At 66.3% G+C, this 26,653-nt stretch carries 26 protein-coding genes; 14 read left to right on the forward strand and 12 right to left on the reverse strand.

Translation table 11 applies throughout. The features are described from left to right. The first annotated feature begins 36 nt into the window (after nt 1–36). The gene (locus tag LFT46_RS05410; protein WP_236821505.1) at nt 37–885 is read left to right on the forward strand and encodes a class I SAM-dependent methyltransferase; all 849 of its coding nucleotides are present in this window, start codon (nt 37–39) and stop codon (nt 883–885) included. 61 nt (nt 886–946) lie between these two features. Here the strand turns inward: LFT46_RS05410 and LFT46_RS05415 are convergent, their stop codons facing one another. Further along, nucleotides 947–1,360, reverse strand: a complete 414-nt coding sequence (locus tag LFT46_RS05415) for an HNH endonuclease (RefSeq protein WP_236821506.1) — start codon at nt 1,358–1,360, stop codon at nt 947–949. A gap of 467 nt (nt 1,361–1,827) precedes the next feature. Between LFT46_RS05415 and LFT46_RS05420 the strand changes: the two genes are divergently transcribed. Next, nucleotides 1,828–3,102, forward strand: coding sequence for a mycothiol-dependent nitroreductase Rv2466c family protein (locus LFT46_RS05420; RefSeq protein WP_236821507.1), 1,275 nt, complete (start codon nt 1,828–1,830; stop codon nt 3,100–3,102). Between the two features lie 102 nt (nt 3,103–3,204). On the opposite strand, the gene LFT46_RS05425 is transcribed toward LFT46_RS05420, so the two are convergent. Beyond that, complete coding sequence (locus tag LFT46_RS05425; RefSeq protein ID WP_236821508.1) at nt 3,205–3,624, reverse strand: GlcG/HbpS family heme-binding protein; 420 nt, start codon at nt 3,622–3,624, stop codon at nt 3,205–3,207. 175 nt (nt 3,625–3,799) lie between these two features. Here LFT46_RS05425 and LFT46_RS05430 point away from each other — a divergent pair, with 175 nt between their 5' ends. Genes LFT46_RS05430 through dhaK form a run of 4 tightly spaced genes read left to right on the forward strand, consistent with a single transcriptional unit; the run spans nt 3,800 to nt 7,171 of the window. After that, nucleotides 3,800–4,663, forward strand: coding sequence for a class II fructose-bisphosphate aldolase (locus LFT46_RS05430; protein ID WP_236821509.1), 864 nt, complete (start codon nt 3,800–3,802; stop codon nt 4,661–4,663). Continuing rightward, a complete protein-coding gene (locus LFT46_RS05435) occupies nt 4,663–5,490 on the forward strand; it encodes an HAD-IA family hydrolase (protein WP_236821510.1) in 828 nt (275 codons plus the stop codon). Before LFT46_RS05430 ends, LFT46_RS05435 begins: the two co-directional genes overlap by 1 nt. After that, nucleotides 5,487–6,125 (forward strand): dihydroxyacetone kinase subunit DhaL, encoded by a 639-nt coding sequence (gene dhaL, locus LFT46_RS05440; RefSeq protein WP_236821511.1) that lies wholly within the window; start codon nt 5,487–5,489, stop codon nt 6,123–6,125. The genes LFT46_RS05435 and dhaL overlap by 4 nt, the downstream gene beginning before the upstream one ends. Nucleotides 6,126–6,175: 50 nt before the next feature. Continuing rightward, nucleotides 6,176–7,171: a dihydroxyacetone kinase subunit DhaK gene (dhaK, locus tag LFT46_RS05445; protein WP_236821512.1), complete on the forward strand. Its 996-nt coding sequence runs from the start codon at nt 6,176–6,178 to the stop codon at nt 7,169–7,171. A 140-nt stretch (nt 7,172–7,311) separates the two neighbouring features. On the opposite strand, the gene LFT46_RS05450 is transcribed toward dhaK, so the two are convergent. Further along, complete coding sequence (locus LFT46_RS05450) at nt 7,312–8,340, reverse strand: ATP-dependent 6-phosphofructokinase (RefSeq protein WP_236821513.1); 1,029 nt, start codon at nt 8,338–8,340, stop codon at nt 7,312–7,314. Between the two features lie 215 nt (nt 8,341–8,555). Here LFT46_RS05450 and LFT46_RS05455 point away from each other — a divergent pair, with 215 nt between their 5' ends. Continuing rightward, nucleotides 8,556–10,430 carry a GAF domain-containing protein gene (locus tag LFT46_RS05455; protein ID WP_236821514.1) on the forward strand — a complete coding sequence of 625 codons (1,875 nt, stop codon included), beginning with the start codon at nt 8,556–8,558 and terminating at the stop codon, nt 10,428–10,430. A 127-nt stretch (nt 10,431–10,557) separates the two neighbouring features. On the opposite strand, the gene LFT46_RS05460 is transcribed toward LFT46_RS05455, so the two are convergent. From LFT46_RS05460 to LFT46_RS05475, 4 genes are read right to left on the reverse strand one after another with little or no spacing between them, the layout of a single operon-like run. After that, nucleotides 10,558–10,875 carry a putative quinol monooxygenase gene (locus tag LFT46_RS05460; protein ID WP_236821515.1) on the reverse strand — a complete coding sequence of 106 codons (318 nt, stop codon included), beginning with the start codon at nt 10,873–10,875 and terminating at the stop codon, nt 10,558–10,560. A 48-nt stretch (nt 10,876–10,923) separates the two neighbouring features. Next, the gene (locus tag LFT46_RS05465) at nt 10,924–11,958 is read right to left on the reverse strand and encodes an NAD(P)-dependent alcohol dehydrogenase (protein ID WP_236821516.1); all 1,035 of its coding nucleotides are present in this window, start codon (nt 11,956–11,958) and stop codon (nt 10,924–10,926) included. Continuing rightward, nucleotides 11,955–12,776 carry an iron-sulfur cluster assembly protein gene (locus LFT46_RS05470; RefSeq protein WP_236821517.1) on the reverse strand — a complete coding sequence of 274 codons (822 nt, stop codon included), beginning with the start codon at nt 12,774–12,776 and terminating at the stop codon, nt 11,955–11,957. The genes LFT46_RS05465 and LFT46_RS05470 overlap by 4 nt, the downstream gene beginning before the upstream one ends. Then, the gene (locus LFT46_RS05475) at nt 12,773–13,819 is read right to left on the reverse strand and encodes an amidohydrolase family protein (protein WP_236821518.1); all 1,047 of its coding nucleotides are present in this window, start codon (nt 13,817–13,819) and stop codon (nt 12,773–12,775) included. The genes LFT46_RS05470 and LFT46_RS05475 overlap by 4 nt, the downstream gene beginning before the upstream one ends. Before the next feature lie 161 nt (nt 13,820–13,980). Here LFT46_RS05475 and LFT46_RS05480 point away from each other — a divergent pair, with 161 nt between their 5' ends. Beyond that, the gene (locus tag LFT46_RS05480; RefSeq protein ID WP_236821519.1) at nt 13,981–15,483 is read left to right on the forward strand and encodes a helix-turn-helix domain-containing protein; all 1,503 of its coding nucleotides are present in this window, start codon (nt 13,981–13,983) and stop codon (nt 15,481–15,483) included. Between the two features lie 31 nt (nt 15,484–15,514). Here LFT46_RS05480 and LFT46_RS05485 read toward each other — a convergent pair whose 3' ends face one another. Continuing rightward, nucleotides 15,515–16,261 (reverse strand): haloacid dehalogenase type II, encoded by a 747-nt coding sequence (locus LFT46_RS05485; RefSeq protein ID WP_236801382.1) that lies wholly within the window; start codon nt 16,259–16,261, stop codon nt 15,515–15,517. A 42-nt stretch (nt 16,262–16,303) separates the two neighbouring features. On the opposite strand from LFT46_RS05485, the gene LFT46_RS05490 reads away from it, so the two are divergent. After that, nucleotides 16,304–16,924, forward strand: a complete 621-nt coding sequence (locus tag LFT46_RS05490; protein WP_236821520.1) for a flavin reductase family protein — start codon at nt 16,304–16,306, stop codon at nt 16,922–16,924. 93 nt (nt 16,925–17,017) lie between these two features. Here the strand turns inward: LFT46_RS05490 and LFT46_RS05495 are convergent, their stop codons facing one another. Next, the gene (locus LFT46_RS05495; RefSeq protein ID WP_236821521.1) at nt 17,018–18,400 is read right to left on the reverse strand and encodes an SLC13 family permease; all 1,383 of its coding nucleotides are present in this window, start codon (nt 18,398–18,400) and stop codon (nt 17,018–17,020) included. A 12-nt stretch (nt 18,401–18,412) separates the two neighbouring features. Beyond that, nucleotides 18,413–19,231: a maleate cis-trans isomerase family protein gene (locus LFT46_RS05500; protein ID WP_272910825.1), complete on the reverse strand. Its 819-nt coding sequence runs from the start codon at nt 19,229–19,231 to the stop codon at nt 18,413–18,415. Between the two features lie 169 nt (nt 19,232–19,400). On the opposite strand from LFT46_RS05500, the gene LFT46_RS05505 reads away from it, so the two are divergent. Further along, nucleotides 19,401–20,186, forward strand: a complete 786-nt coding sequence (locus LFT46_RS05505; RefSeq protein ID WP_236821522.1) for an IclR family transcriptional regulator — start codon at nt 19,401–19,403, stop codon at nt 20,184–20,186. A 4-nt stretch (nt 20,187–20,190) separates the two neighbouring features. Here LFT46_RS05505 and LFT46_RS05510 read toward each other — a convergent pair whose 3' ends face one another. Next, nucleotides 20,191–20,973, reverse strand: coding sequence for a GntR family transcriptional regulator (locus LFT46_RS05510; protein ID WP_236801386.1), 783 nt, complete (start codon nt 20,971–20,973; stop codon nt 20,191–20,193). Between the two features lie 157 nt (nt 20,974–21,130). Further along, a complete protein-coding gene (locus LFT46_RS05515) occupies nt 21,131–22,198 on the reverse strand; it encodes a LacI family DNA-binding transcriptional regulator (RefSeq protein WP_236801387.1) in 1,068 nt (355 codons plus the stop codon). 211 nt (nt 22,199–22,409) lie between these two features. On the opposite strand from LFT46_RS05515, the gene LFT46_RS05520 reads away from it, so the two are divergent. Genes LFT46_RS05520 through LFT46_RS05535 form a run of 4 tightly spaced genes read left to right on the forward strand, consistent with a single transcriptional unit; the run spans nt 22,410 to nt 26,651 of the window. After that, nucleotides 22,410–22,892: a hypothetical protein gene (locus LFT46_RS05520; protein WP_236801388.1), complete on the forward strand. Its 483-nt coding sequence runs from the start codon at nt 22,410–22,412 to the stop codon at nt 22,890–22,892. Between the two features lie 46 nt (nt 22,893–22,938). After that, entirely contained in the window at nt 22,939–24,099 is a 1,161-nt protein-coding gene (locus LFT46_RS05525; RefSeq protein ID WP_236801389.1) for a substrate-binding domain-containing protein, read from the forward strand. A 53-nt stretch (nt 24,100–24,152) separates the two neighbouring features. Next, nucleotides 24,153–25,661: a sugar ABC transporter ATP-binding protein gene (locus LFT46_RS05530; protein WP_236821523.1), complete on the forward strand. Its 1,509-nt coding sequence runs from the start codon at nt 24,153–24,155 to the stop codon at nt 25,659–25,661. A 3-nt stretch (nt 25,662–25,664) separates the two neighbouring features. Continuing rightward, the gene (locus tag LFT46_RS05535) at nt 25,665–26,651 is read left to right on the forward strand and encodes an ABC transporter permease (protein ID WP_236801391.1); all 987 of its coding nucleotides are present in this window, start codon (nt 25,665–25,667) and stop codon (nt 26,649–26,651) included. The last annotated feature ends 2 nt before the right edge of the window (nt 26,652–26,653 follow it).

Genomic DNA, 26,653 nt, shown 5'->3' on the forward strand with positions numbered 1-26,653 from the left:
TTCCTTCGCTGTGGAGCGCCGTTGTAGGGTCAGGGCGTGATCGTCCCCGATATTTCCCAGAACGCCGTGGCGGTGGCGGATCACTACGACGAGCTCGATCCCATCTATCGCCGGGTGTGGGGCGAGCATGTCCATCACGGGCTCTGGGCGACGGGCCGCGAGACACCCGGCGAGGCCGTCGAGGCGCTGGTGGACGCGGTCGGCGACCGGCTGGAGCTCATGCCCGGCCAGGCGTGCGTCGACATCGGCTGCGGCTACGGCTCCACCGCACGGCGGCTTGCGGTGTCACGCGGGGTCCGCGTCACCGGCTTCACGCTGTCCGCCGAGCAGGCCCGCTACGCAGCCGCGCATCCTGTCCCCGGCGTTGATACCGAGGTCAGCGACTGGCTCGACAACGGGCTGGCCGACGCCTCGGCCGATGCGGCCTGGGCGATCGAGTCGAGCGAGCACATGGTGGACAAGCCCCGGTTCTTCGCCGAGGCGCATCGCGTGCTGTCGCCCGGCGGCCGCCTCGTCATCTGCGCCTGGCTCGCCGGGAACGGTGCCAGCGGCTGGAAGGTCCGCCACCTGCTCGAGCCGATCTGCCGCGAGGGGCGCCTGCCCTCGATGGGCACGCGCGAGGAGTATGAGGCGATGGCAACGGCGGCGGGCTTTACGGTCACCGGCTATGAGGATGTCAGCCGCCGCGTCGCCCGGACCTGGCCGATCTGCGCCGGCCGGCTCATGAAGGCCTTGCTCACCGATCGCGAGACCCGCCGCCTCGCCCTGGGCGCGCGCAACCGCAGCTCCTTTCTGGGCATTCCCCGCCTGATCCTGGCCTACCGCACCGGTGCGATGCGGTATGGCATATTCACGCTCTCGAAGGCTGGAGACGGCGAGCGGTAAGCCGGCGCCATTCAACGCAGCGGAAGCCGACTGACCGCAAGTTTCAGTTCAAGACACTGCCTCAGGGCACGGGCTGCCGTTCGCCCACGCTGAGGGAGGCCGACGGCGGCAGGTACTCCCGCCGTCGTCGTTCCATCCGTTGCTGCTGGCCCGGCGACGGGATTCTGGCACGCTTGGCGCGGTTGCATCTGGCACAGGCTGCGACGAAGTTCTGCAGGCTGGTGGAGCCGCCCTTGGACCACGGGTAAAAGTGGTCGCCGTGCTCGGCCTGTCGGCCGCAACGGCGCCCGAAGCCGACTTCCATTTCACACACACGGGCAGCCCGGGCCATCCCTTCACGGCGCTGCTGGCGCGTGAAACGGCGCACCGGATCCCGGCGCCGGACGTCCCGGCGGGTGATGACGGCGGCGGCAATACCCAGAACGACGGCGGCCACGCCGGGGAGTGCAACCGCGGCGACGACGTTCTCCACCATGCCGCGCAGAAACCCCCGCGGCGGCGGACGGCCCCGCTCCGGTGGCCGGTGTTGTCTTCGACATGAGCGCCGACATCACCGCGACAGCGAGCCAAACCATCACCGCTGAGTACGCCAGGCGAAGCCCCTGCCGGGTCCAGTAGATACGGCCGAGTTCCGGCATTGATTACCCCCAATTTTCAGTTCGCCGGAGGCCCGTGGCCCCGGATGACTAGGGAATCCTATAGGCCGGACGCCGGGCGGTGTCCCAGGTTTAGCTCAGTTTTTGCCGAGGCTCCGCGTCCACTCTCGGCGGGAGGAGACGAACGTGGCTCCCGGCCCCGGCCTCCAGTGCGTCTCGCCCGGGAAGGTCAGCACCCCGGTGGAGGAACCGTGACCAGGGGCTTGCGGGGTTTTGCTCGGCCGCGCACAAAAGGACGTCCCGTGTCGAATAGACGCAGGTCACTAGCAGGTGCAAGGGTGGACGCGTGGATGCCGACATCAACTTCTATTTCGACCCCGTCTGCCCTTTCGCCTGGATGACAAGCAAGTGGGTGCGGCAGGTGCAGGCACAGCGCGAGTACACCGTGGACTGGCGGTTTATTTCGTTGCGCCTTATCAACGCCCACGTTGACTATGACGCGCAGTTCCCGCCTGAGTACGAGGCCGGACACACGGCCGGGCTCCGGCTCCTGCGGGTGGCGGCCCGGGCACGTGCTGAGCATGGCCGCGAGTCGATCGCCCGGCTGTACGAGGCGTTCGGCACCCAGATTTTCGAAGCTGCCCCGGACACGGCCGGCCAGCGCAGCGAGGCCGAGGTGCGTGAGGAACGGGGGACGCGAGAGTTCGTGGAGCCGGTCCTGGCCCAGGCCGGCCTGCCCCCGGAGCTTGCGGAGGCTCTCGACGACGACTCCTGGGACTGGGAGATCCGGCAGGAGACGGATGAGGCGTTGGGGCTGACGGGCAAGGACGTGGGCACGCCCATCATCCACTTCGAACCACCCGCCGGCGTGGCATTCTTCGGGCCGGTGATCAGCCGGCTGCCGGACGACCAGTCGGCCGCCGAGCTGTGGGACCACGTGGTGGGGCTGGCACGGTTCCCTGGTTTCGCGGAGCTCAAGCGAAGCCTGCGAGAGCGGCCACAGCTTCCGGCCCTCGGGGTCACCTCCGGTGCAGTCGGTGAGCAGGAGGACTGGCACGGCGGCAGCCGGCGGCAGCCGGCGGCAGAAGAAGTGACCGTCTGTAAGGATGGACCCATGAACCAGAACAGCATCCGCCACCACCAGGAGTCGGTCACGGTCAAGGCATCAGCAGAGGCGCTGTACGACCTGGTCTCCGACATCACCCGCACCGGTGAGTGGAGCCCGGTTTGCACGTCGTGCTGGTGGGACGACGAGGACAGTGCCGGCCAGCCCGGTGCCTGGTTCACCGGCCGTAACGAGCTCCCGCACCGGTCCTGGGAGACCCGCTCGCAGGTGGTGGCTGCCGAGCGCGGCCGCGAGTTCGCCTGGGTGGTGGGCGGCAGGTTTGTCCGCTGGGGCTTCGCCCTCACCCCGGCAGACGACGGAACCATCCTGAGCGAGTCCTGGGAATTCCTGCCGGAGGGCATAGCCATGTTCGAGGAGAAGTTTGGTGATGGGGCTGACACCCAGATCGCCGACCGCACCCGGCAGGCGCTGGACGGCATTCCGAAAACTCTCACAGCAATCAAACGGATCGCCGAGTCCGCGGCTGGCGGGGATGCCCGGGTGGCGAAGGGCTGACGGACCGCAGCGGGAGCCGGCCGAAGCGGCAGGGTCCCCGTGGCACGCCTACGAGCGCCGATTGTACGCAACGGGCAGCCTGCACCAGCTGTCAGGGGGCTGCTAATACGCCCCGGCTCCGGCCAGCGCAACCTCCTGGTCCTGCTCAATGGTCCCGGTGGACACCCCGATTGCCCCCATGATCCGCCCGTCCCGCACCAACGGAATGCCGCCGGGGAACACCACCAGCCGTCCGCCGTGGGCGTCACTGAGCCCGTGGATGGGGCCGTCCGGGCGGGTGGCTTCCTGCAAATCGCCGGTCTCGCACTGGAACGCAATGGCCGTGTAGGCCTTGTTGATCGAGATGGTGATGGAGCCGATGTTCGCGCCGTCCATCCGGGCGTGTGCCTTGAGGTTGCCGCCGGCGTCAACGACGGCGATGTCCATCGGCTGGCCTATCTCGGCGGCCTTCTTCGCGGCGGCGTCGATGACCTGCTGCGCTTCTTCGAGGGTGATGGTTTCCAAAACGCTTCCGTTAGCCATGGCGGCAGTCCTTTTCGCTGGGGGAGTTGTTGTGATTCCGTGACACCACTTGAGCACGAGACCCGCACCCCGCAACAGGTGGGGATGACCCCCAAGCCGGGGTGCGGGTTTCCCCCCGTACCCGGAAAAGGAAAGTCCGCTTAGCGTTGAAGGCAGCCAAACAAGGAGGTTTCCCATGGGTGTTGTGCCCCTAAAGGACATAGTCGATCCGGCCTTTCACGCCCGCTACGGCGTTCCGGCCATCAACATTTTCAATGACCTGACCATGGAAGCGGTCCTCGCCGCGGCCGAGGAAGCAAACTCCCCGGTCATCCTGCAGACCTCCGTGAAGACGGTCCGCAGCATCGGCTCCCGCCAGCTGTTCGATATGTGGAAGTCGCTGACCGCCGGCATCCAGGTCCCCGTCACCCTGCACCTGGACCACTGCCCGGACCGGGAGGTGCTCACCGAATGCCTCAAAGCCGGTTGGAACTCCGTGCTGTTTGACGCCTCCAGCCTGCCGGTGGAGGAAAACCAGCGCCAGACCATCGAGGTGGTTGCCGAGGCCCGGCAGTACGGCGCCCAAGTGGAAGGCGAGATCGAAGCGATCACCGGCGTCGAGGATGACCACGGCTCGGACGACGTCGCCCCCCAGCAGAGCCTGGAGACGGCACTGAACTTCATCGACGCCACGGGCATCGACGTCTTTGCACCCTCGATCGGCAACGCGCACGGCTCCTACAAGGCCGCCCCGGTGCTCGACGTCGGCCGGGTCACCGAGATCGTCGAGGCCCGGCACATCCCCATCGCCCTGCACGGCGGATCCGGCCTGAGCCAGGAGCAGTTCGCGGACCTGATCGCCCGCGGCTGCGCGAAGGTCAACATCTCCACCGCCTTGAAGGAAACGTTCATGCAGTCCTCCCTGTCTTTCCTCAAACAGGCCGAGCAGGACAACAAGTGGGACCCGCCGTCGCTGTTCAAGCACACGCGCGGGGAGGTCATGGCGATGGTCAAGGAGCTGACCGAGCAGTTCGGCAGCGCCGGCAAGGGCGGCCGCTGATGCCGGCCCTGATCTTCGACTGCGACGGCGTCCTCGCCGACACCGAACAGCATGGCCACCTGCCGGCCTTCAACCGTACCTTCACCGACTTCAACGTCCCGGTCCAGTGGAGCGTCGAAGAGTACGCGGAGAAGGTCAAGATCGGCGGCGGCAAGGAACGGATGCGCAGCATCCTCACCCCGGAACTCGCCCACAGCCTGGGCCTGAAGGACGACGCCGCCGTGGACGAGGCCATCCTGGCATGGCACCAGCGCAAGACCGCCGTTTACAAGGACATGGTGGCTTCCGGAGTCATGCCCGCCCGGCCCGGGATCGCCCGGATCGTCCAGGAAGCGCATGACGCCGGATGGACCCTCGCGGTGGCCTCCACCTCGGCGGAACCGGCCGTCCGCGCCGTCCTCACGCACGCCGTCGGCGAGGGCCTCGCGAAGCATTTCGCTGTGTTCGCCGGCGATGTCGTCCCGGCGAAGAAGCCCGCCCCGGACATTTACCTGCTAGCGCTCAGGGAGCTGAACCTTGACCCGGACGATGCGATCGTGGTTGAGGACAGCGCCAACGGCCTGCGCGCCGCCCTGGGCGCGGGACTGCGAACCCTGGTCACGGTCAGTGGCTACACCCGTGAGGAGGACTTCACCGGTGCCTCGCTCGTGGTGAGCTCGCTGGGCGACCCCGCCGGCGAGGCCGCCGAAGTCCTGGCCAACGACGCCGGCGTCGACGTTTCCGGCGTCGTGACCCTCGCGACGCTGCAGGCCATCCTGTCCACGCCCCGGCCCGGCAACGGCGCCGCAAACCCCGCCGCCCCTTCGACCCCGACGGAGACCCCATGACCGCCACCGACCTCGCCGACGTCGAATACGTCGTCCGCACCCTCGCGCAGACTGCAGTCGATAAGGAAAAGGAGTTCGGCGACCTGGACGCCGTCGTGGGTGACGGCGACCTGGGCTACTCCCTGGCCCGCGGCTTCGAGAAGGTCCTGCAGGACTGGGACAGCTTCAAGCGCGACGACGTTCCCACATTCCTGCAGCAGATCGCCCTGGCGATCTCGAGCCGGATCGGCGGCACCTCCGGCCCGCTGTGGGGAACCGCGTTCCTGCGCGCCTCCGCCGCGGCGAAGACCGTGGACACCATCGACGGCGCCGCAGCAGTCTCCATGCTCCGCGCAGCCGCCGAGGGCATCATGGCCCGGGGCGGCGCGAGCCTGGGGGACAAGACCCTGCTGGACGCGCTCGTCCCGGCCACCGACGAGCTGGAACGCCAGCTCGCCGCCGGTGCCGGAGCCGCCGAATGCCGGGCCGCGTTCGCGAAAACCGTCAGGGAATGCGCGGACGCCACCAGCAAGCTCGAGGCCAGGCGGGGCCGGGCCAGCTACAGCGGCGAGCGTAGCATCGGCTCCCCGGACGCCGGCGCGATAGCGATCGCCATCATCATTGAACGCATCACCGAGGGCTGGGACCAGCGCTAGCCCTGTTTGTCTTTCCATCAACCTGACCAGCACAACGACGTGGAGATCACATGAAAAAGTTCGTCAACGACCCCAAGCAGTTCGTCCCCGAGATGCTCGAAGGGCTGGCCCTGGCCAACCCCGAGACCCTCAAGTACGTCCCCGAATACAACCTGATCATGCGCGCCGACGGCCCGGACCAGAACAAGGTCTCGATCGTGCAGGGCTCCGGCTCCGGCCATGAACCCGCGCACGTCATGATCGTGGGCAAGGGCATGCTTGACGCCGCCTGCCCGGGCGACGTGTTCGCCGCACCGCCGTTCGACTATGTCTACGAGACCACCAAAATGATGGCCTCGCCCAAAGGCGTGCTGCTGCTGGTGAACAACTACACCGGCGACAAGATGGTCTTCGACATGGCCCAGGAAATGTCCTCCGCCGAGGGCATCCAGGTCAGGACCCTCTTCATCAACGACGACGTCTCCGTGGAGGACTCCACCTACACGATTGGCCGCCGCGGCGTGGCCGGGAACTTCTTCGTCATCAAGGCCGTCGCCGCCGCGGCCGAACGCGGCGCGGACCTGGACGAGGTGATCCGGATCGGTGAGAAGGTCAACTCGGTCACCCGCAGCATGGGCGTCGCACTGACCGCCTGCACCCCGCCGGCCAAGGGCAGCCCGCTGTTCGAACTCGGTGAGGACGAGATCGAGATCGGTGTGGGCATCCACGGTGAGCCGGGCCGGCGCCGGGCGGCCATGATGAGCGCCAACGAGATCGTCGAGGAAATGCTCACTCCGATCGTCCAGGACCTGCCGTTCGGCGACGGGGACCGCGTGGCACTCATGATCAACGGCCTGGGCGGAACCCCCATCAGCGAGCTGTACCTGCTCTACGGCCAGGCCCACAAGCGCCTCGCCGAGCAGGGCATCAGCGTCGGCCGTAGCTACGTCGGCGAGTACTGCACCTCCCTGGACATGGCCGGAGCGTCCATCACCCTGGTCAAGCTCGACGACGAGATCGAGTCGCTGCTCAGGGACCCGGCCGAGATCCCGATCCGGGTGTTCTAAAGGACCCTCCCAATCATTGGGGTGGCCAGGGAGTGAAGTACGAAGCCGGAGCCGGCCACCCTTTTCGGGTAGCCGGCTCCGGCTTCTGTCCTGGCTCGCTTTTGTAGCCGCTCGTCGCAACGCCGGACGCACCGACTCGCTTAGCCGAACAGGTACGTCGCCTCGTCGTAGCGGTCCTGCGGCACCGTCTTGAGCTTGCCGATGGCTTCGGCCAGGCTCACCCGGACGATCTTGTCCCCCCGCGTGGCGACCATTTTGCCCCATGCCCTCTCGTGGATCGCGTCGACGGCGGCGAGGCCCAGCCGGGTGGCAAGGACCCGGTCCGTGGCGCTTGGGGCGCCGCCCCGCTGGATGTGGCCCAGCGTCGTCGAACGCGTCTCAATGCCGGTGCGGTCCTCGATCACCGGGGCGAGCCGCTCGCCGATCCCGCCGAGCCTGGGCCGATTGAAGCCGTCCAGGCCCCGGTCAGCGTGCGGTACCGACATGTCGGCGGACACGAACCCCTCGGCAACGACCACCAGCGGGGTGCGGCCGCGCCGGAACGGGCCTTCCACCCAGTCGCAGATTTCGTTCAGGGTGGCCGTCTGTTCGGGGATGAGGATCGCGTGCGCGCTGGTGGCCATACCGGCGTAAAGTGCGATCCAGCCGGCATGCCGGCCCATGACCTCCGCTATCATGCAGCGGTGATGGGACTGCCCGGTGGTCTTGAGCCGGTCGATTGCCTCTGTGGCGATTTCCACGGCCGTGTGGAAGCCGAATGAGAAGTCTGTGGCGGAGAGGTCGTTGTCCACCGTCTTGGGCACGCCGACGATGGGGATCCCCGCGTCGCTCAGGATCTTCGCCGCAGCCATGGTGCCCTCGCCGCCGATCACAATCAGCGCGTCCACGCCCACGGAGCGCAAATTCGCTTGGATCCGTTCGACGCCGCCACCCTCACCGAGCGGGCTGAAGCGCGACGTGCCAAGGATGGTGCCGCCCAGGTTCGCGATGCCGCGCACACTCATCCAGTCCAGGTTGATGGTGCTGCCCTCGACGAGGCCGCGCCAGCCGTCCGTGAAGCCAACAAACTCGTCGCCGTGGACGCGGATCCCGCGCAGCACGCACGAGCGGATAACCGTGTTAAGCCCCGGGCAGTCGCCGCCGCTGGTCAGGATTCCGATGCGGGCCATCAGTCTTACCTCCGCCGTGAGAGCCGTCCCTGTTGTGATGTTTCGTGTCTTCCACGAAACCACCTATCCAGGAGCGGCGGTATGAGGACTTCCCCGCCGTCGGGATGCGGGTTATCCCGCACGCAGACCGGCGTGGGAGGTGCCGTTATGCTGGGACAGATCACCAGTGCACCGCCGCAGGAGCTGCGGCGCACGGTTCGTCAAGGAGGACGAGAATGACAGACACCGAGACGGAACCTGACACCGTGATCCGCAGCCTGCACGACGCCGAAGACACGCAGGGCAAGCTGGACACGGTCGTCGCCCTCGCCCGGGACCTCGCCGGCCGGTTTGAGCTGCAGCCGTTGCTGGCCCGGATCCTGGGCCACGCTACCTCCCTGCTGGGGTGCGCATCGGGGTCGATCGCCCTGGTCAACGAGGCCAGCGGCACCTACACCAAAAAAGTGGACATCGGCGTCGGATGCCAGGAGGGGCAGACCTTTTCCCTGAAGGAGGGCTTCACCGGCCAGGTAGTCAGCAGCCGGTCCACCGTCATCCTCGACGCATACAGCAGCATTGAACGCGGGCATATCCCACCGACGGATCCGCGGTGGGACTGCGCCGTAATCGGTGTCCCGATCCAATGGGGCGAGCAGATCGTGGGCGCCTTCATTGTTTTCGGCCCGGAGCCGGGCCGGGTGTTCACTTCAGAGGAAGCCCGGCTGGCCGAACTCCTGGCCAACCATGCCGCAATTGCCTTGGCCAACTCGGAACTGCACTCCAAAGCCTCCGCCCGTGAACTCGAGGCTGCCGTGGCCGCCGAACGCGAACGTGCGGTCCGCGACGTGCACGAGACCGTTGGCCGGGCCCTTGCTGCCCTGCTGCTCAGCCTGGACGAGGCTGAGAAAGCCAGCCGGCTCGACGGGGCGGAACATGCCATCACTCCGCACCTCAGCAGAGCCCGGACCATTGCCCACGATGCCCTGGCCGAGACCCGCCGCACGGTCCTGGGCATGGGCCCGGCCGCGCTCGCCGGCCGGACCCTTGATGACGCCATTGCCGCCGAACTGGTATGGGTGGAGTCGATGACCGGCGCCGGAACCCAGCTGAAAGTGATCGGCGAGCCCCGCCCGCTGGCGCCCGAGATTGCGCACCAGGCATTCAAGATTGTCCAGGAGGCACTGAACAACGTGGTGGTCCACGCGCGCGCCACGACGGTGCGCGCCGGACTGATCTACGAGCGCGGCGCGCTCGCCATCGTCGTGGAGGACAACGGTCAAGGCTTCGACCTCGCCGCAGCCCACGGTGACCACACCACGCGTCCGTCCGGATGCCTGGGGTTGCACGGCATGACGTCCCGGGCCGTGCACCTGGGCGGCGACCTGCACATCGAATCCACTTCGGGATGGGGGACCAAGGTGCGGGCCACCCTTCCGGACCGAGCCCCTGCGCCGGAGGCGTCCGGGCAGCCGCAGTGGAAGATCCTGATTGCCAATGACTATCCGATCATTAGCGCCGGCCTGGTCCGGTTGCTGGGCATCGCCGAGCCCGCTATTCAGGTCAGCGCTGAGGTGACCTCGGCCGAGCAGCTCTGCGACGCCTACGAATTGCTGCGCCCGGACGTGATTTTGATGGATCTGGACATGGTCCACCAGAACACCACCGGGCTTCTTACCCGGATCCACGAGTTCGACCCTGGTGTCGCGGTTGTTGTGCTCACGGACAACCCCACTGTGGAGCAGGTGCGCTCCGCCCGGCAAGCAGGGGTGCGCGGCTTCATCAACCGGCGCGCGAATGGAGAGACCATGGCCCGCATTATCGTGGCCGCAGGCCAGGGCGAAGCCTCGATGGAAGGCGAAATCTTCGACCACCTCATCAGCGGCTCCGCTGCCGACGCCGGGTCCGTTCAATTCACGACGCGCGAACGCGAAGTCCACGACATGGTCATCCGCGGCATGGCGGACAAGCAAATTGCCCGGGAGCTGGAGATTTCCGTGAAGACGGTTGAGAAGCACGTGGGCTCCATCCTCCGCAAGACCGGGGCACGCAACCGGACCATGCTGGTGAGCATCAACGCCCAGGAGGCGATTTCCCTGCAGCACTGGCGGTAGCCCTCCGGCCGCCGTCGGGACGAAATGCGTCCTGAAAACGACGGTGGTCCGGATGGCAGCACCGCTGCCATCCGGACCACCGTGTGGGACACGCCGGTACGCGAGGAAGTCTGGCGTGCCGAAGGGCTTACTTGACGGCCAGCTCCCCGAGTTCGGACCACCCGTCCACCTTGACGTTCACGATGTCCGGAGTCCGGGACAGGTACGCCGGCAGCTCAGCCGTGGCCTTCTTGAAGTGCTCCGACTTCACATGTTCGCCGCCGGCCTCGTCATCGCGGAACGCCTCGATCAGGACGTAGGTGTCGGGGTCGGCTAGGGAGCGGGCCCATTCGAAGAACAGGCAGCCCTCCTCGGCGTTCGTCTTCTCAGTGAAGTCCCTGGAAATCTTCGGCCACGCGTCGGCGTGCTCCGGCTTCACCGGGAATTTTGCGGTAATGAAAATCATCACTTGTCCTCTAGATAAAGCTTCGTGCGGGCTGGTGCGAAACGGGTGTCAGGGCACCAGGATGGCGCGGCCACGGACCTTGCCGGCGTCCAGGTCGCTGATGGCCTGCTGGAAGTCGTCCAGCTTGTACTTCTGGGTGTGCAGCGTGACGGCCCCGCGGGCGGCGAGCGACATGAGGTCCTGCAGGTCGTTGTAGGAACCCACCAGGTTGCCGATGATGTTGATCTCGGAGGAAATGATGTCGATGGTGGGCACGCTGATGTTTTCGCCGTAACCCACCACGAAGTAGTCGCCGGCCTCCCGCAGCATCGCAATGCCCTCGGACGTCGCGCCGCCTTCGCCCACGAAGTCGATCAGCACCTCGGCGCCGTTGCCGCCGGTGAGGGCGCGCACCTGTTCCACCTGCGTGCCGTCGGCGAGGACCCCTTCGTCGGCCCCGATCGACTTTGCCAGCTCCAGGGCAGCCGGGTTGCGGTCCACCACGATGATCCGGCTCGGCGTGAGGGCCTTCAGCACCTGGATCCCGATGTGGCCCAGCCCGCCGGCGCCAATCACTACGCAGTTGTCCCGCGGCGTCAGCCGCTTGGCCGCCTTCGCCGCGGCGTGGTAGGCCGTCAGGCCCGCGTCCGCCAGGGCCGCCACGTCCGCGGGTTCCAGTGAATCGTCGATCTTCACCACGGACCGGGCGGAGGTGAGGAGGTACTCGGCGTATCCGCCGTGGGTGTCGATGCCGGGGAACCTGCTGTTCTCGCAGTGCACGTCGTCGCCGGAGCGGCAGGCGCGGCACAGGCCGCAGGTGATCAGCGGGTGCAGGATCACCTTGTCGCCTTCCTTGACGTTGGTGACGGCGCTGCCGACGGCGTGCACCCACCCCGCGTTTTCATGCCCGATGGTGTAGGGCAGCTGCACCTGGGACTTTTCCGCCCACTGTCCCTCGAGGATGTGCAGGTCTGTCCGGCACACGCCGGCTCCGCCGATCCTGACCACGACGTCCCAGGCTCCGGCCACTTCCGGAATGGGCGCCTCGGTCATCTTCAGGCCTTCGTGGTAGCCGACCACCTGGACGGCTCGCATGGTGTTCATGGGTGGATCTCCTTGACTGTGAACGGAAGCTGGTGGTGTTGGTCGGCAGGCTCGGCTCCCTCGGGCCGGTCTGTCTGGTCGACGCCGGAGCCGGCGTAGCGTGTCCGCAGCAGGCCGCGGCAGAAGTGCGCATTGCCGTCGATGGAAATGCGGGTGGAGCGCGCCCGCCGCAGCGCCATCGGCACGTTGTCGGGCGGGTAGGGCGTGCCGTCATGGTCTACGAGGACGACGGCGGCAGGTTCCGTCGGCAGCCCAAGTGCCGTCCGCCGTCGTACTAAAGCGTCCTTGGTCCGGCCGGCCGGCAGGTCACCCAGCCGCACCGTCCCGACGCTTTCTTCCGCCAGCGTGGGATCGGCGCGCAGCAGTTCGGTGAGGCAGCGCTCCATCGCGGCGGTGTGGGCTTTGCGGCGGAAGGTCCACCGCAGCTCCTCCAGGCTGTGCTCGGCCTCGTGGCCGAAGGTGCCCTGGTATCCGGCGTCGGCCGCGAGGCCTGCGTTGATGAGGTCGGAGTCGTGGTGGTCATCGAGTTCAACCATCACCGCCGCCACCCCGGGCAGCGCCGAGACCACGTCCTTGCTGTCGGACGCCATCAGGTAGGCGAAGTTCGGCGAGCAGAATGACGTGGGCAGTCGCAGGTGCAGCACCACTGTCGCGCCCGCCGGGGAGCCGGTGATCTGGAGGGAACGGACGAAGCCCAGATCCGTGATCGGCTCGTCCAGCTCTGGATCCAGCACGGCCCCCAGCGCCTGCCGGACGTCCTCTGCTGTCACCGCCGCGTCCCGTTGCCGGAGCGTGCGCTCCGTCAATGCCGCCGTCATGCCGCGCCTGCCAGGTCCGCCCGTTCCGGCTGCCGCGGTCCCGTCTTGGTCTCGTCCGCGTTGGGGAGCTGGAGCTCTGCGGGCACCGGGATGTCGTACATTTTGGCCGCGTTCAGTCCCAGGATCTTTTTCTTCTGGTTCACGGTGAGCGGGGCGTACTCGGTCATGTCTTCCGGGATCTGGAAGTCAACGAACCGCTCGATCAGCCAGCGGGGTGACCAGATGGCATAGTCGCTGGAGAACTGGATCCGGTCCTCGCCAATCCAGTAGATGAGCTCGCCCATGATCTGCGCGAAGTACCGCGGCCGCGTGTGCATGAACGGGACCGCGACGGCGAGGCCGCCGTGGACGTTGGGTTCCTGGGTGGCGATCCAGCAGAAGTCTTCCAGCCGGGGCAGGCCGACGTGCTCCACCACAAAGTTCAGGTCGGTGAAGTCGGAGGCGGCGTGGTCGACGTCGGCGACGTCGAAAGCGTCCCGGTCCAGCGGGCGGACGGTGGGGCCCTTGTGGATGTGGATGTTCTTGATGCCGAGCTTGCGGCACTCCTCGAAATACCGGTAGGACCAGGGATCGGAGAGCTTGTACCCGCGGGATTCGCCACGCCATTCGGCGGTGTAGAGCTTGACCCCCTTGAACTTCATCTTCTCGTGGTCGGCGCGGAGCCGGTCAAGGCCTGCCTCACCCTCCCGGGGGTCATAGCAGTGGTTGTAGGTGAGCTTGTCCGGGTGCGCGGCGGCCAGTCCATAGGCTTCCTCCACCTGCGCGAAGCCGTTCTTGTAGAACGCGCCGAGATAGGCCGGCTGGAAGATCGCGTGGTCCACGTAGCCGTCCTGGAACAGGTCCTTCATGAGGCGTTCGCCGCCCTGGTAAAGGAATTCCTCGTAGGACCAGTGTTCCTCCTCGGGCCCGAGGTTGCGGTGGTAGTCGTAGAAGCAATCAATGAACTGCTTGCCCTGGATATTCCGCTGGTTCTCCGGGCGGGCGTCCCACAACGCGACGTGCGCGTCGACGATGAAGTAGTTCTCGCCGTCTTTGCTGTACATATCGTTCTCCTCCCCGCGACTGCCATAGTCGCGACAGGGACGACGCTATGGCCAAAAGGCACCTGTCAACCTGTGACCGGTGTCTCATTTTGAGACAGGGCGGCATCGCCTTTCGAGGCACAACGCCGTAATCTCGAATGACCAGGACAAGGAGGGCGGTGATGGTGCCGGACCAGAACGTTCCCGTCCCGCGGCCACAGGCCGGCGGGCCGGAAGGCATGATGACTACTGTCTCAAGACGCCTTCTCGCCTCATGGCAGCGCAGTGAGGAATACGGCGTCTCGGCCGAGGCCATCGATCCCGTCTGGGCCGGGTCGGTGGCCGGTGACTCGCTGTTCTACCAGTGCGGCCAGGAGGTGCTCACCAGCCTGCACCAGACCCTGGCCAACGAGCCACTGAGCCTGATGCTCACCGACGCCAACGGGCTGGTCCTCAACCGGTTCAGCGGCGACACCTCACTGCTGCGGGCGCTCGACAAAGTCCATCTGGCTCCCGGTTTTGCCTTTTCCGAGCGGGAAGCGGGAACCAGCGGGCTGGGTATGGCGCTTGCGGACCGGACGCCCAGCCTGGTTCGTGCCGAGGAACACTTCAGCGCAAGCCTCCGGACGTACACCTGCGCTGCCGTGCCGGTGATCGATCCCCTCAGCGGACGCCTCGAGGGCAGCGTGAACATCACCACCTGGTCCAAGTCGTCTCCCGAGTTGCTCCTGGCCCTGGCCCAGTCGGCAGCGAGCAACACCGCTGCCCTCATGCTCGCAAAATCGGGTGGCCACAGGCCGAAAGCGGGACCCAAGGGCGGCGTCTTCCGGGTCCAGCGGGGCCGGGTTGAACCGGGTGCGGGAACGCTGCGCGCCATGTCCCCGGACTGGACGGAGGCACTGGACCGTGCGGCCTTGGCCCTTGCGACAAACAGAGTCGTGGCCGCCGTCGGAGAACCAGGCTCCGGGCGCGCCACCTTGCTGGGGCAGGCTATCCGGCAGGCGCACCCCGGGAGCCGCATCCTGTGTGCAGCAGCTCCGGAGCCTGAGGACGTGGAGGCGTGGTTGTCGCTCTGGACCCCCGAGCTGACCAAGCCCGATACCGCCGTGATCGTCGAAAACGTTGACCTCCTGCCCGCCTGGGCAGCGCAGGAGTTGAGCACCCGGGCTGCCGCCGCGGTTAAGACATTGCCTGCACCGGCCGGAAGCCCAGCCTCCATTACCTGGGCCATGACCGCGGAGGACCTGGGCGCCGTCCCGCAGCCACTGGCCGCCTCGGTGGAAACCGTGGTGCCGGTGCCTGCCCTGCGCGAACGCCCCACCGATGTAATGCCCCTGGCCAGGTACGCCGCCCGCCAATCGCGTATGCGTGACGTGGATTTCACGGCCGCTGCCGAATACGCGCTGACCGGCTACGGGTGGCCAGGCAACGTGGACGAACTTTTCACCATGGTCAATGACGCGGCCATGCGGACGGAAACCATCGATGTGCGGCATCTGCCCTCCCGGCTTGTGGGACGCGCCGGGCCACACCTCACCCGGATCGAAGCCGTCGAGAGGGACGAGATCATCCGGTGCCTTTCCCGGCCGGGCATCACGGTGGCCGCGGCCGCCAACGAACTGGGACTGAGCAGGGCCACCATTTACCGCCGGATGGCCCGCCTCGGAATTACCGCGCCGAAGTAGGCCCGGTTCGGGTCCCCTTGCCAAAGAGCGGTCAGGCCCCTAGCAGCTCCGCCAGTTCCGTGATGCTTGACGCCACCAGGTCCCAGTCGCCTTGAGGGGCCAGGTCCGCCGACTGGCCGGGGCCGTGTTCGGTGGGGCGGGCGATGAACGCCGTGGCCAGCCCAGCCTCGCGCGCCGCCCGCAGGTCATTGTTATGGGCCGCCGCCAGCATTACCTCACCCGGCTCAAGGTCCAGGAACTCCGTTGTCCGGAGGTAGGCCTGGGGCAACGGCTTGTAGGTGCCCGTCATGTCCGAACCGATGATCACATCCCACGGCAGGCCGGCGTTCCTGGCCATGTCCAGCAACAGTGAGGTGTTGCCATTGGATAGCGGGCCCACGATGTAGTGGCGGCGGATCGCAGCGAGGCCCTCCACGCTGTCCGGCCACGCCTGCAGCCGGTGCCAGGATTTGTTCAGCTCCTCCAGGGTTTCCCTGGGCACCTGTGCCGGATCGATGCCGTGCCGGCGGAGTGCCTCGTCAAGGTTTTCGCGGTGGAGGGTGTCCAGCTTGGTGAAGCCGCGCTTTCCGGAGCGGATGGCTTCCATGGCCGGCTGGTAGAGAGCCCGCCAGTGGTCGGCGAAGGCCTCGGCGTCGAGCGTATGCGCGTGTGCTGCCGCGAAAGCTGCCACCTCCCTTGCCACACCCGTGCGCCAGTCCACCACGGTCCCGAAGGTGTCGAAGAGGACGGCGCGCACCGGGCGCCCGGTTGAGGGTGAACGGTACGGCTGGAACCTCATGTGCGTGTCCTTCCTGTCTGCGGCGCCGGTTAGTCTGGCAGCATGCGAACTGATTTCAGTCCCTCAGCGACGTCCGCCCGTGATTTCTACCGGCTGCTCACCGCTGTGGTGGTGCCCCGGCCCATCGCGTGGGTTTCGAGTGTCTCCCCGGAAGGCATCGACAACCTGGCCCCGCACTCCTTCTTCACCGTAGCGTCAACCAATCCGCCCATCGTGCAGTTCACGTCGGTGGGGGAGAAGGATTCGCTCCGCAACATCACCGCGTCCGGCGAATTCGTGGTCAACCTGGCCCCCGCCGCACTCCTGGAAGAGGTCAACGCCACCGGCACCAACTTCCCGCCGGAGATCAGCGAGTTCGACGCCGCCGGCCTGACCCGGGAGCCGAGCCTCACCGTGGCCGCGCCCCGGGTCAAGGAATCGCCGGCGGTGCTCGAATGCCGTCTCCACTCCGTGCTGCCGATAGGGGACTCCACCCTGGTTTTCGGCGAAGTCACCCATGCCGCCGTGAGCGAAGAAGTACTCGATGGCAGCCACCCGCGCATCGACCTGCTGGAGCCCCTGGCCCGGCTGGGCCTGGATGAGTGGGGTACCCTCGGCGAAATCCAGGACCTCGGCCGGATCCGGCTGAAGGATTGGCCGGGCGACTTCCGGCCCAAGGACTAGGGCCGGCCGGCCCGCCCTGCCCGTGCAAGGGGAAAGGCAAAGGAAAAGGGACGCCCGGCGAGGACGTCCCTTTCCCTTGTCCGCCCGGGGCTCTTAGCCGAGGCCGAGCTGGACGAAGACGAACCAGACGAGGAGCGGCACCGCACCGATCATCGCGATGGCCCACAGCAGCAGGGCTCGGAAGAACATCCGCTCGTCCTTGGGCTGGGCGCTGGCCATCAGCAGGGCGCCGCTGGTGGACATGGGGCTGACGTCAACCACGGAGGAGCTGATGGCGATGGCCGTCACCACTCCCACGGGGGTGAGCAGCGGGTCCATGGCGATGGGCACGACCACGGGGCTGATGACGCCGAGGGTTCCGGTGGTGGAGGCGAACGCTGACACGATGGCCACCACGTAGCTGGCGATCAGCGCAGCGAGGGAGCTGTTGCCCAGGCCTGCGATGCCTTCCTGGAGTTCCTTGAGCGCGCCCATTTTCTCCAGCATGCCCACGTAGGTGACGATGCCGGTGACCAGGATGATGGCCGACCACGGCATGCTTTCCACCGCGGGCTTCTGCACGTTGGAGTCCAGGACGATCAGGACCGCGGCGATGACCAGCGAGGCGACTCCCACATCGAGTCCCAGAACGGTGGTGAGCACCAGCAGGGAGGCGATGCCCACCAGCGTGAGGATGCGCATGGGGGTTGCGGCCACTTTCACCGGGCCGGTTTTGGTTCCGGTGGCCACAATGGTCTGTGCCGGTGCGGTGAGGACGGCCGTTCCGGCGCCGCCGGGACCCGAAACACTGCCGCTTGAGGGGGTGTCAGCGCCGTCGTCGTTCTTAAGGGCATTGCCGCCGTCCGCCTGACGCGACTCCGCCTTGGCTGCCCGGCGCTTCATGATGGCCTGCACCAGGGCGTAGGCGATCGCGGCCAGGATGGCGTTGAAGATAAAGCAGTACGCGTAGAGCTTGAAGGAATCGCCGGAAGCGCCGGCACCGTCCAGCATTTTGTTGCCCAGGACGCCGAAGGGGTTGACGGGGGAGAAGGCGCCGGCGTTGGCGCCCTGGACGATGACCAGGCCCATGGCCAGGGTGCTGATGCCGAAGCGCGCGCCCAGTGCCAGGCCTACCGGGGCGACGATGGCGATGGCGGCGGGGGTGAAGGCGCCGGCGGAGGCAAGGGCTGCGGTCAGCAGGAACATCAGGATGGGGACCAGGATTTTCCGGTCGCCGGCGAGCCGTTCTGCCCAGTATGCGAGCAGGTCGATGGTGCCGTTGATCCGCACTATGGCGAAGAGCAGGGTGGCGCCGACCAGGATGAAGAACAGTCCGGCGGGGAACTGTCCGATGACATCCTTGATGGACATCCCGGCCAGGAGGGTGCCGACGCCGAATGCGGCGACGGTGGCCAGCAGTCCGGCGTTGATCTTGGTGAAGGAGCCGACGGCGAAGGCCGCCACCAGCACCAGGAACGCGATGAGTGAGAGCGACATGGTGCCCGCCGCCTACGTGTGGGCCACGGTCCGGGCGCCGGCGCCGGACAGCAGGCTGCCCGCTCCGGTGATGGCGGGCTGGTGGCCCAGGGCTTTGAGGATCTCGTAGGTGGTGGCCGTGGCCGCCGTGATGACCGGGAGGCCCAGCTCGTCCTCCACTGCCTGGACGGCGGCGAGTGAGGGCATCTGGACACAGGCGGAAAGGACGACGGCGTCTGCGCCTTCGCGCTGCAGGCTGCGGGCCAGTGCGGGGAGGTTCTGGGGGTCAAGGCAGCCGACTTCGAGGTTGTCCGCTACTTCGAGGCTGATGGCGTCCAGCACCGTGATGCCCGAGCCCTCGATGTAGTCCACCACCATCTTGGTCAGCGGCTTCATGTAGGGGGTGATCATGGCGACCTTCTGGGCGCCGATTTCGTGCAGGGTCCGGACCAGGGCGCCGGCGCTGCTGGTGACCGGTGCCGGGTGTCCGTTGCCGGCGGCGGCGTCGGCGATGACCTTTTCGGAGCCCTCGTGGGCTTCGGGGCCCTGGGCCATGACGGCCACCAGGCAGGCGTAGGCGATGACGTCCACGTCGGCGTCGGAGACCGCTTCGGCGCACTGGGCTGCCTTGCCCACCATGGCCAGCAGTTCTTCCGTGGTGACCTTCTTCATGCCGGCGCGGGCGGAGTGGAAGGTGTACTTGTGGCCGGTCGCCTCGGCCTGGCGCCGGAACAGTTCCGGCAGTTCGGTCTCCATGGTGGTGTTGGAGCTGGGGACGATCAGTCCCACGCGGCTCATCCCGGGGCGCTTGGGCTCGGGGGCTGTTTCACAGGTGATTGCGGGGGTGCTCATGGATGCTCCACGTCGTTGTGTTGGGGATTTGCGAGTAAACCCATAAAGTGAGTTCTAATCCCATGATGTGGGTCACCCTGATGGGATGTCAAATGGATCACATGCTGGGGCGGCTCCCTGCTCACTAAGCTGGAGGCTGGCGGAAACAGATTGAAAGGGTGTTCGGACAGTGGCGAAGGAACCGGGAGCTGGGGCCTCGCCCCTGTTGGTCCTGCATAAGGTGGCGGAGATTCTGGACTGCTTTTCGGTAGAGGAGCCCGAGCCGACGCTGCAGCAGATCATCCGCAAAACCGGGCTGCCGTCCAGCACCTGCCAGCGGTTGGTCCAGAACATGCTCCGCGAGGGATTCCTGGACCGCGACGGCGACCGGTACCGGATCGGTATCGGCCTGGTCCGCTGGGCTACCCCCGGGACGTTCGGGCTGGACGTGGTCCGGCTGGTGAAGCCGGTCCTGCAGCAGCTGCGCGACGAAACCGGCGAAACTGCCTGCCTGTACGTCCGGGACGGGGCGTTCCGGACCATCGTTGCCGTGGCCGAGACGCGGCACGTGGTGATGCGGCCGTTCATGGTGGGCATGGTCATGCCGCTGCACGCCGGCGCCCCCGGCAAGATTTTCCTGGCATTCGACCCCGGAGCCTGGGATGCCTTGGACCAGCAGGGGCTCGAGGGCTTTACGGCCGATACGCCGGTGTCAATGGAGACGCTCAGGCAGCAGGCGGCCGTTGCACGCGAGCAGGGTTTCTTTGCGGCCTTCGGGGAACGCAACCAGGACGTGGGCTCCATCAGCGCGCCCGTTTTCGACCATACTGGACGGCTTGCATGCGCCGTGGGCCTGGGGTTCCCTACCCAGCGGATCGGGCCTGCCGACGTTGAACGGCTGGGGCCGGTGGTGGCCCGGGCGGGACTGGAAGCCAGCCGTGCATTGGGGTACGACAGCAGTCAAGCCGCCGGGTGACCGGCTAGGACTGGAACTGCTGCATCACCGATAGGTGCCCGGCCCGGGCCGGAACCAGGCACTTGGCCAGGTAGAACGGCCGGTTGGCGTTCCGGACGTACTGCGTCAGGACCAGCACCGGGTCCGACGGGCGCAGATCCAGCAGCTTCGCCCCGCTGGGCCCCACCTGGCTGACGCTGATCTGGCACTCGCCCGGCCCGGCCAGCCTGCCCAGCTGCTTGGTGAGCGCGGCAAGCAGGGTGGCGCCGCCGTCGTCCTCTATCTCAAGGGGCGCGGCGGCACCTTTGCCGAGGCTGACCGGCTGGGCGGTAACGTTTTCCTGCAGGTGGGCGATCGCTTCGCCGTCGCGGATGACGACGGATTCCCAGAGCCAGCAGTCGGTCCCGGGCTCGACGCCGATGCCGGGGGCGACGAATTCGGAGGCCGCCTGCCGGACCACCTGGATGCGCTTGACCTCCAGCGTCTGGCCGGGGCTGGCGAGGACGTCCTCGAACGGCTGGATGCGTTCGATGCCGATACGGGGGAGTGTGTCCGAGACGAAGCGTCCGACGCCGCGCCTGGCCCTGATCAGGCCGTCCTCCTCGAGCAGCATGAGGGCTTCGCGGACCACGGTGCGGCTGACCTTCATGTCCGTGCCGAGTTCGGTTTCGGTGGGGATCATGGAGCCGGGCGTGAGGAGGCCGTTGCGGATCGCTTCGGCGATCCGCGAGTACACGGCGACGCGCAGGGGAGCGCCGGGCTGGGCGGCCACCGGCTGGGACAGGAACCGGACGGCGTCCTGGTGCACGTTTAGCCTCGCTTTTGGTTGGTTTCTTCTGGGATTCCAGCCTACTTCAGCGTCTGATCCGTTTGTTGGACAAGCGGCGTCCGCAGGTCTTAGCGCTGCTGGTACCAGTGCGTGTGGAGGACGACGGCGGGAGGCGGGTGCCGCCGTCGTCCCCCTCCTACTTGGGGGAGGTGGCCTGGCGGGCGCTGTCGCGGACAACAAGGGTGGGCGCGATCGGGGTGCGGTCCACCTCCCGCCCTTCCATGGCACCAAGGAGAACTTCCATGCTCATGAGCGCTAAGGCCGTGAAGTCCTGGCGAACAGTGGTCAGGGGAGGCAGGAAATAGTCTGAACCTTCGATGTCGTCGAAACCGACCACGCTCACGTCGTCCGGCACCCTGATCCCATTTTCCGCGAAGGCCCGTATCAGCCCGAGAGCCGTGTGGTCGCTGGCAGCGAAGATCGCCTGGGGCACCTTTTGTTCCCGCACGAGTTGGAGCGCGGTCTCGTAGGCCCACCGGGGGCTCCAATCGCCTTCGAGGCACAGCCTTGGTGTAAGCCCGGCGTCGCGCAGCGCGGCTTCCCATCCGCGTTTGCGGACCCGGCCGTCGAACCAGTCCATGGAGCCCGCGAAGTGCGCGATGTCGGTGTGGCCGAGGTCTATCAGGTGCTGGGTGGCCAGCCGTGCGCCCAACTCCTGGTTCTCCGAGTATGAGAAGACGTTGGGAGTCGATGATGCTCCTGCCGCGATCATCTCCACCGGTACACGGCACGAGGCATTCCATACGGCTGCGGCCATCTCCACCACGGGGGCGATGACGATGATTCCCCCCACGCCGGTGTCGTCCAGGGTGTCCAGGGCGGCCTGGACCGACTCTCCGTAGGGCCGCTCAACGCTGATGACGGTTGTGGCGTAACCCTTCCTGCGTGCAATGTTCTCGAGGGCCATGAGCGTCCCCACCGGGCCGAACCGCGGGGAGCCGTCGGAAAGTATGCCTATGGAGGTGGACCGGCTGGTGACGAGCGCCGTGGCGGCCCGGTTCCTGCGGTACCCGATGTCCTTGATCACATGCAGGACTCGTTGCCGCGTTGCCGCACTCACGTCCGGTGCGTCGTTGAGGACCCGCGAGACTGTGCCGAAGGAGACGCCGGCCATGCTCGCCACGTCGTTGATGGTGGGCTTCCGGCGCCGTGAGGCTTCCGGCATTCTCCCGTTCGCCTCACGGGGAACAGTTGTGCCTGCCATGCCCACTCCTGTCTTGCACGTTGGTTGGAACCTTTCGGGTTCCGTGCCTTTCGATCTTACGTCGGACCGTACCCCGGTATCCGTTGGAATAACTGTCCATGTGACCGTTGACACGTAACACCGTAAACGTTTACGATGATGTCCGTAAACGTTTACGAACGCTTCGTGAACGTTTACGCAGCCACACATTTCAATGAAGAAAGGGAGCGCGATGCCCGACACGATCGTCCACGCACTCGCGCTCGATCCGAACGCCGGACTTCGGGATGCCGACCAAACCCAGTGGGCAAATCTCGAAGTGCTCCTGAAAGATGCGGCGCCCGGCGATCTGGCAGCTGCTGTCCGCACCTTTGTCTCTGCCGGCTCTTCGGCAGTCGTCGGAGTCTTCGATGAGGATCGCCTCTGGGCAAGCCTGGTGGTCTCCGTCGACAATTCGGGCAAACCCGCGTCCGCGTCCACCATCCCCGGCCCGGTCCGGGAAGCGGGCGAAGACATGACGAAGGCGGCCAACGAAGCGGTGAAGTGGGTTCAAGCCCACCACGGACCGTGTTCCCTGGGCTTCTTCGTCGACAAAATACACGCAGAGGCGCTGCTGGCAGCTTCAGACAAGGCCACTGCCGTCCGCACAGCCTCGGCCTCCGGCGGGCTCGTCCTGTCCCCGGTTCCGCCGGCCCTGGCTATAGCCCTCGCCTGAACCATCCCAGGCATCCACCCCCACCCACCCCAAGCACTGGAGAACAATGATGATCCGCAGGCTTCCCCTCGTGGCCCTTGCCGCAGTCCTGTCCCTTTCGGTCGCGTCCTGCAGCAGTTCGACCACGGCCACGTCCAATGCTCCCGACGCCGGTGTGTCCAGCAAGGCCCAGCAGGCCCTTGACCAGATCAAGGGACAGGTCCTGAGCAAGGGGCCCAACGGCGAGACGCCCTCGCCGGCGTCCGCAGCAGACCTCACTCCGGACGAGATCCAAAAGGTCAAGGCGCTCAACGCCAAGGCAGCCATTGTGATGCACTACGGCGGCAACGACTGGGCCAACGCCCAGATCAACGGCCTAAAGTCCGAGTTTGAAAAGCTCGGCATCAAAGTCATCGCCACCACCGACGCGAACTTCAAGCCGGACAAGCAGGTCTCGGACATCGAGACGGTCATGTCGCAGAACCCGAACGTCATCGTCTCGATCCCCACGGATCCCGTGGCTACGGCCTCCGCCTACAAGAAAGCCGCGGCTGCCGGCACCAAGCTCGTCTTCATGGACAACGTCCCCCAGGGATTGACCGCCGGCCAGGACTATGTCTCTGTTGTTTCTGCCGACAACTACGGCAACGGCGTCGTCTCCGCCCACCAGATGGCTAAAGCGCTCGGTGGCAAGGGGAAGATCGGGCTTGTCTTCCACCAGGCCGATTTCTTCGTGACCAAGCAGCGCTACCAGGGATTCAAGGAAACGATTACGAAGGAATACCCGGACATCAAGATTGTCGAGGAAAAGGGAATCGCCGGCCCTGACTTCGCTGGAGATGCCCAGGCAGCCGCGAACGCCATGCTCAGCAAGTACGCCGACCTTTCCGGAATCTGGGCGGTCTGGGACGTTCCTGCAGAAGGTGTCATGGCTGCCGCCCGGGCCGCCGGCCGGCCTGACCTGAAGATTGCCACGGAAGACCTTGGCAAGAACGTGGCCATTGCCCTTGCCAAGGACGAACTCGTCGTCGGCCTTGGAGCGCAGGTTCCGTTCGATCAGGGTGTCACGGAAGCGCGGCTGGCCGCCGGAGCGCTCATCGGCAAGAAAGCACCCGCTTATGTGGCGCTGAGCGCCCTTCCGGTTGACCACTCCAACGTCCTGGATGCGTGGAAGCAGGTCTACCACGAAGACGCCCCGAAGGACATCCAGGACTCCTACAAGAAGTAGGCAAGAACCGGCGGTGCGGGGGTCCGCCCCCGCACCGCGCCGAAAGGGCAACGATGAATACCGCAGACAATGTCGTCGAGATGCGCTCAATATCAAAGAGCTTCAACGGCGTTCCCGTATTGAAAGACGTCAGTTTCGATGTCCGCAAGGGTGAGGTCCACGCGCTGGCGGGCGGCAACGGCGCCGGGAAGTCCACGCTCATGAAGATCCTCCAGGGCGTGTACCAGGCAGACGCCGGCACAATCCTTATTGGAGGCAAGCCGACCGCCATCAACTCGATCCAGGACGCGAAGGCCGCCGGGATCGGAATGGTCTTCCAGGAGTTCAGCCTGGTACCGAGCCTGACCGTTGCGCAGAACATTTTCCTCGCCGCCGAACCGCTCGGCAAGGGCGGGCTCATCGACGATCGTGCTGCGGTGCGCCGTGCCAAGGAAGTTTTCAGTGAGATGGAAGTCGACGTCGACCCGCGCGCCGGGGTCGCACGCTTAGGCACCGCATACTGGCAACTGACGGAGATCGCCAAGGCACTCGCCCAGAATGCCCAGGTGCTCATTATGGATGAGCCCACCGCCAGCCTTGCCCGGCATGAGTCCGAAGCGCTCTTCGAACTGATCGACCGCCTCAAAGAGCGTGGCATCTCAATCATCTACATTTCCCACCGCATGGACGAGGTGTACAGGCTCGCGGATCGGATCACCATCCTCCGCGACGGCCGCCACCTCCTTACCGCGCCGCTGACGGACGTCACCCCCGAACAGATCGTGGAAGGCATCGTCGGCAAGAAGATCGAGGGCCAGCTTTCCTATCGTGCGCGTGACCATGTGGCCCACGACGGGGCGCCGCTGCTGGAAGTCCGGGGGCTTAACGCGGGGCAGCGGGTGCGGGACGTTTCGTTCGCGCTCCGGCCTGGCGAAATCCTCGGCCTGGCAGGGCTGATGGGCAGCGGACGAACCGAGCTCGCCCGTGCTCTCTTTGGCATTGACAAGCTGGACAGCGGTGAAGTCCTCCTGCGGGGCAAAAAGGTCAACCTTGGGTCTCCGCAGCAGGCCATCAACGCTGGAGTTGCCCTTATCCCGGAAGACCGCAGGGCCCAGGGCCTGGTGTTGGAGCACTCCGTCCAGGACAACCTGCTGCTTCCCCTCCTCGGCCAGATCCAGCGGGGACCCCTCCTGGACGGCGCGAAGGGGAAGGAACTGTCCTCGTCACTGATCAAGAGGTTCGCAGTGAAGGTAGCCCATCCCCACCGCCCGGTGCGGCTTCTCTCGGGCGGCAACCAGCAGAAAGTGGTCATCGCCAAGTGGCTGGGCACCGATCCGGACATCCTGATCCTTGACGAGCCAACGGCCGGCGTCGACATCGGCACCAAAAGCGAAATCCTCGACATGATCCGTGAGCTGGCAAGTGCCGGCACGGCCGTCATTGTCATCTCCTCCGAGTACCCCGAACTACTCGCGGTCAGCGACCGCGTCCTCGTCCTTAAGGACGGCTCCATCATCCGCGATATCCCCCGCAGCGAGATTGCTGACGAGGAGTATCTCCAACTTGCAGTGCAGGGAGTCTGAAAAGTGAGCAAGGCAAACACCATCGCGCCGCGGGATACCGCGGCACCCCGTAATTTCGGCACTATCCTCAAGGAACTGGACTGGCGGCGCTACGTCATCTACATCGGCTTCGTCGTTGTCTTCCTCTTCTTCGCCGTTCTGCTCCGCGACCAGGGCTTCCTGTCGCCGAACAACCTGCTGAACATCTTCCGGCAGACCGCCACCATCACCGTCATCGCCGTCGGTATGACGTACGTGATCGCGTGCGCAGAAATCGACCTGAGCGTCGGATCCGTGGCGGGCCTGTCCAGTGTGTGCACTGCGATGGCGCTCTCCCAGTGGGGCCTGGTGCCCGGCATCCTCGCCGGCCTCGCTGTCGGTCTCGTCGTCGGATCGATCAACGGCGCCCTGGTCAGCCTCCTGGGCATCCCGTCCTTCCTGGTGACACTCGGCATGCTGGGCATAGCCGTCGGCGTTGCCCAGTGGATCACGGCGTCGGCGCCCCAGCCCATCCTCAACGACACGTTCAACATCGTGTTTGGATCCGGCAACTTCGGTCCTGTTCCGGGCCTGGTGGTTTGGAGCGCCATCTTCGTGGCCATCGGCGCCGTCGTGCTGAACCGCACCAGGTTCGGCCGCCAGGTCCTGGCCACAGGAGGCAACCGCAACGCCGCGGAGTTCACCGGCATCAATACCAAGCGCATTAAGTTCCAGGTGCTCCTCATCTCGGGCATGGTGGCAAGCGTCGCCGGCATGCTCTACGCGGGCCGGCTGCAGTCCGGACGGTTCCAGTGGGGAGCAGGAGACGAACTCTCCGCCATCGCCGCCGTCATCCTGGGCGGAACCAGCCTCTTCGGCGGGTTCGGCTCCATCATCGGCACACTCTTCGGCGCCCTGCTGATCGGCCTGATCAACAACGGGCTGATCCTCGCCGGACTCGACAGCAGCCAGCAGCAGGTGGTCCGCGGCGCGATCATCATCCTGGCCGTCGCCCTCGCCCGGAAGAAGTAGCA

The sequence above is a fragment of the Arthrobacter sp. FW306-07-I genome (genome assembly GCF_021800405.1).
Classification (GTDB): Bacteria; Actinomycetota; Actinomycetes; order Actinomycetales; family Micrococcaceae; genus Arthrobacter.

Coding starts and splice junctions, on each gene's coding strand:
- LFT46_RS05460 (WP_236821515.1), bottom strand. CDS start 10,875: ATGATTTTCATTACCGCAAAATTCCCGGTGAAGCCGGAGCACGCCGAC.
- LFT46_RS05525 (WP_236801389.1), top strand. CDS start 22,939: ATGATGATCCGCAGGCTTCCCCTCGTGGCCCTTGCCGCAGTCCTGTCC.
- LFT46_RS05425 (WP_236821508.1), bottom strand. CDS start 3,624: ATGGCTAACGGAAGCGTTTTGGAAACCATCACCCTCGAAGAAGCGCAG.
- LFT46_RS05450 (WP_236821513.1), bottom strand. CDS start 8,340: ATGGCCCGCATCGGAATCCTGACCAGCGGCGGCGACTGCCCGGGGCTT.
- LFT46_RS05530 (WP_236821523.1), top strand. CDS start 24,153: ATGAATACCGCAGACAATGTCGTCGAGATGCGCTCAATATCAAAGAGC.
- LFT46_RS05490 (WP_236821520.1), top strand. CDS start 16,304: ATGCGAACTGATTTCAGTCCCTCAGCGACGTCCGCCCGTGATTTCTAC.
- LFT46_RS05475 (WP_236821518.1), bottom strand. CDS start 13,819: ATGTACAGCAAAGACGGCGAGAACTACTTCATCGTCGACGCGCACGTC.
- LFT46_RS05515 (WP_236801387.1), bottom strand. CDS start 22,198: ATGGCAGGCACAACTGTTCCCCGTGAGGCGAACGGGAGAATGCCGGAA.
- LFT46_RS05430 (WP_236821509.1), top strand. CDS start 3,800: ATGGGTGTTGTGCCCCTAAAGGACATAGTCGATCCGGCCTTTCACGCC.
- LFT46_RS05500 (WP_272910825.1), bottom strand. CDS start 19,231: ATGAGCACCCCCGCAATCACCTGTGAAACAGCCCCCGAGCCCAAGCGC.
- LFT46_RS05480 (WP_236821519.1), top strand. CDS start 13,981: ATGGTGCCGGACCAGAACGTTCCCGTCCCGCGGCCACAGGCCGGCGGG.
- LFT46_RS05435 (WP_236821510.1), top strand. CDS start 4,663: ATGCCGGCCCTGATCTTCGACTGCGACGGCGTCCTCGCCGACACCGAA.
- LFT46_RS05520 (WP_236801388.1), top strand. CDS start 22,410: ATGCCCGACACGATCGTCCACGCACTCGCGCTCGATCCGAACGCCGGA.
- dhaL (WP_236821511.1), top strand. CDS start 5,487: ATGACCGCCACCGACCTCGCCGACGTCGAATACGTCGTCCGCACCCTC.
- LFT46_RS05470 (WP_236821517.1), bottom strand. CDS start 12,776: ATGACGGCGGCATTGACGGAGCGCACGCTCCGGCAACGGGACGCGGCG.
- LFT46_RS05495 (WP_236821521.1), bottom strand. CDS start 18,400: ATGTCGCTCTCACTCATCGCGTTCCTGGTGCTGGTGGCGGCCTTCGCC.
- LFT46_RS05455 (WP_236821514.1), top strand. CDS start 8,556: ATGACAGACACCGAGACGGAACCTGACACCGTGATCCGCAGCCTGCAC.
- LFT46_RS05415 (WP_236821506.1), bottom strand. CDS start 1,360: ATGGTGGAGAACGTCGTCGCCGCGGTTGCACTCCCCGGCGTGGCCGCC.
- dhaK (WP_236821512.1), top strand. CDS start 6,176: ATGAAAAAGTTCGTCAACGACCCCAAGCAGTTCGTCCCCGAGATGCTC.
- LFT46_RS05465 (WP_236821516.1), bottom strand. CDS start 11,958: ATGAACACCATGCGAGCCGTCCAGGTGGTCGGCTACCACGAAGGCCTG.
- LFT46_RS05485 (WP_236801382.1), bottom strand. CDS start 16,261: ATGAGGTTCCAGCCGTACCGTTCACCCTCAACCGGGCGCCCGGTGCGC.